Source organism: bacterium (assembly GCA_024228115.1).
Lineage (GTDB): Bacteria > Myxococcota_A > UBA9160 > UBA9160 > UBA6930.
In genome coordinates this window covers 1-2,848 of the sequence record JAAETT010000588.1, presented here as the reverse complement: position 1 = coordinate 2,848, position 2,848 = coordinate 1, and the positions used below count along the sequence as shown (strand labels likewise).

Here is a 2,848-nt window from a genome sequence, read left to right as displayed (position 1 = left end):
GTGGCGCGACATCGAGAAGCTCGTCCGAGCTCTCACCGTGTCCGAAACCAGCGAAGAGGCGACTGCAAAGCGCGTCGCCTAGGATTCAAACCGGAGCCGCCGCTCAGAGAAGATCAACAGCGGACGGGACATCCCCCTGCTCCGCAACCCAGGCGCCGATCGCCCCGACCACGACGAACAGGATCGAAACGCCCGCGAGGAGCCGGGCGCGGGAGCGCCCCTCTGGTCCACCTGTTTCGAGGACCCGAGCAGGCAGCAAGCGATCGAGCAGGCGACTGGTCAGGAAATCCGGGCGCGGCTCCACGATCCCCCCCTGGAGCAAGACCCAAGGATACAGGCTGCGGGGCGTTGCGCAGCGCCTACACTACCTGCCTATGTCCGACGAAAACACCCGAAAAGGCGAGGCCCTGCCGCCTCACAAGACTCTCACCACCTACTACGATTCGGATCCGGAGCGGAGCGCCTACGTCCACGATCTCTTCAAGCGGACGGCACCCCACTACAACACGATCGAGCGGATCTTCGGCAATGGCGGCCTGGCCTATCGGCGCCACTCTCTTCGAATCAACGGCCTGCGGCCCGGCATGAAGGTTCTGGACGTGGCGATCGGCACGGCCGCCGTCTCCCGCGGCGCCGTCAAGATCGTCGGACCTACGGGCAGGGTCTTCGGCGTGGACCCCAACGAGGGCATGCTGGCCGAGGCCCAGAAGAACTTCTCGGGCCCTCTCACCCGGGGCGTCGCCCAGGCGTTGCCGTTCAAGAGCAACACCTTCGATTTCGTGACGATGGGGATTGCCCTACGCCACGTCTCGGATCTGAAGGCAACCTTCTCGGAATACCTCCGCGTGCTCAAGCCGGGCGGCAAGGTATGGCTGCTCGAAGGTCACGTCGCCAAGAGCAAGATCGGTCACGCGCTCACCCGCTTCGTCTGGAAGACGGCCATCCCCGGCCTCACGCTCCTCTTCACCCGCGATCGCGATGCCAAGCTCTTGATGGACTACTACTGGGACACGGTGGAGCAATGCGTGCCCGAGGAAGAGATCGTCGCAGCCATGGCAAGTGTCGGCTTCGAACACGCCCGCGTCCGCGTAACGGTTCCCGGAGCCTTCTGCGAATACAAAGGCCAGAAGGCGGCCAACTAGTCGGTGCGGGGGAAGCCGAGTTCGCCGAGGTAGCGGGCGATGTCCTGGCCTGCACTTCCGACGTTCACGTCTTTGTCGATCTCGCGAATCATGCCCTCGCGATCGATGTAGAAGGTCCAGCGCTTGGCAAACAGGCCACCAAAGCCGCGGACACCGTAGGCCTTGGCGACGTCCCCCGTGGTATCGGAGAGCAATGTCAGATCGGCGTCCAGGGATTCGGCGAACTCCTGGTTCTTCTCCGGGTCGTCGAGGCTGACCATGAACACCGCCGCATCGAAGGCCTCGAGATCAGAGGCACTGTCACGCAGCGCCTTGAGCTCCTCCGTTCAACCCCTGGTGAAGGCCTTGGGAAACCAGGCCAGAACCACCCCTTTCGTTCCCACGAAGTCTTCGAGGGCGTAGGTCTTGCCGTCGGAGCCGGTCAGGCGGAAGGCCGGCGCGGGCGTTCCAACGACGAGATCTGCCGCGGCAGCCGCCGAGGCGAGCAGGCCAACTGCCAATAGAGCGATGCTGAATCGCCAACGGGTTCGTCGCATCGGCGGCCTCCTCAGGCCCAACATAGCCCGCCGTCAGAGGTCGGCGACCATGAGCTGGGCGTGATGTCTCCCACCTTGGGGCGTTCGCATGCCCGGCACCAGGCTCGGCTCGCCGTGGCGGCGGAAGCCCACCGTTTCGAAGAAACGGATAGCTGCATGGTTCTCCCCGATCGTGCCGAGATGACAGCCTGGGGAGCCCTGCTCCCGGAGCTGACTGAACCACGCCTCCATCAGACGCCTGCCGGCGCCGCGACCACGTGCCGGCGGCAGCAGGTCGATATGCAGATGGGACGGCCAGCGCGAGTCGTCGAGCTCGCCGACTGGGATTCCCGAATGAAGGACATCTCGAAAGGAACGCCAGAAGAACCCGGCGGTGCCGGGTCGAAACAACAGCCCATGACGAAACATGGCGCTCACCATCGCCCTCTCGTCGCCAGGCGCCCGCTGAGTGTCGACGCAGCCCGCCAGGTAGCCCAACACCTCCCCCGCTTCCTCCACCACCCACATCGATCCGGGCTCTTCGTCGGTGTAGTAGCCGGACCAGATGTCCGCAAAGCTCGCACGATGCCGCCAATAGAAGGTCGGCGGCTCACCCATATAACCGGTTTCATAGGTAACCCGGCGGACCCCCGGGCGGTCGTGAGGCTCATAGCGTCGGACGATGAGTTCGGAGATGGCGTGCCTCGACTCCCTGCCCCCACGGTACCAGCCATGGGGAAGGAGGATCATGTGATGCCGATCACCATCGCGGCCGGCCCTTGGCGGCCTCCCGGCGCTCGTGCTCCAGGTAGGCTGCCACAGTTGCTCGCAGGTCGATGTCCTCCACCTCCAGCTCGAAGGCCGTTCCGGCCGGTGGAAAACCCACTCTGTACTCTGCTCCATCGGGGCTGCGTTCGAGCAGGCGGTAATCCACGAGCAGGCGCCGCAGGGTCACATGGTCGGTCGAGATGGCGGGAGCCACATCGCGGCCCCAGGCGCGTAGCAGGACGTTGATCTCGCGCTCGCTGTAGGTCCGGCCGCTGTCTAGCATGTCCTATGCCGGAAAGGTCTAGACAGTTCAGGCCTTTGCATCGCGAGCACCCCAGACGATTTGAGCGGGCGTACGCCCCTGGGTTCGATACCCATGGTGAGCGCGTTCATGGTTGTAGAAGCGAAGGTAGCTCTGCAGAG

General features: G+C 64.5%; 5 protein-coding genes. 1 reads left to right on the top strand and 4 read right to left on the bottom strand.

What is annotated here, in order from left to right; all coding sequences use genetic code 11:
- Nucleotides 1–103: 103 nt before the first annotated feature.
- Nucleotides 104–322: a hypothetical protein gene (locus GY937_24650; protein MCP5059906.1), complete on the bottom strand. Its 219-nt coding sequence runs from the start codon at nt 320–322 to the stop codon at nt 104–106.
- Between the two features lie 52 nt (nt 323–374).
- Here GY937_24650 and GY937_24645 point away from each other — a divergent pair, with 52 nt between their 5' ends.
- On the top strand, nt 375–1,142 hold the full coding sequence (locus tag GY937_24645; GenBank protein MCP5059905.1) for a class I SAM-dependent methyltransferase: 768 nt from the start codon (nt 375–377) through the stop codon (nt 1,140–1,142).
- Here the strand turns inward: GY937_24645 and GY937_24640 are convergent.
- Genes GY937_24640 through GY937_24630 form a run of 3 tightly spaced genes read right to left on the bottom strand, consistent with a single transcriptional unit; the run spans nt 1,139 to nt 2,708 of the window.
- Nucleotides 1,139–1,678 (bottom strand): peroxiredoxin, encoded by a 540-nt coding sequence (locus GY937_24640; protein ID MCP5059904.1) that lies wholly within the window; start codon nt 1,676–1,678, stop codon nt 1,139–1,141. The two genes, GY937_24645 and GY937_24640, sit on opposite strands and share 4 nt — an antisense overlap.
- Nucleotides 1,679–1,711: 33 nt before the next feature.
- A complete protein-coding gene (locus GY937_24635; protein MCP5059903.1) occupies nt 1,712–2,407 on the bottom strand; it encodes a GNAT family N-acetyltransferase in 696 nt (231 codons plus the stop codon).
- A 10-nt stretch (nt 2,408–2,417) separates the two neighbouring features.
- Nucleotides 2,418–2,708 carry a DUF2087 domain-containing protein gene (locus GY937_24630; GenBank protein MCP5059902.1) on the bottom strand — a complete coding sequence of 97 codons (291 nt, stop codon included), beginning with the start codon at nt 2,706–2,708 and terminating at the stop codon, nt 2,418–2,420.
- Nucleotides 2,709–2,848 lie beyond the last annotated feature (140 nt).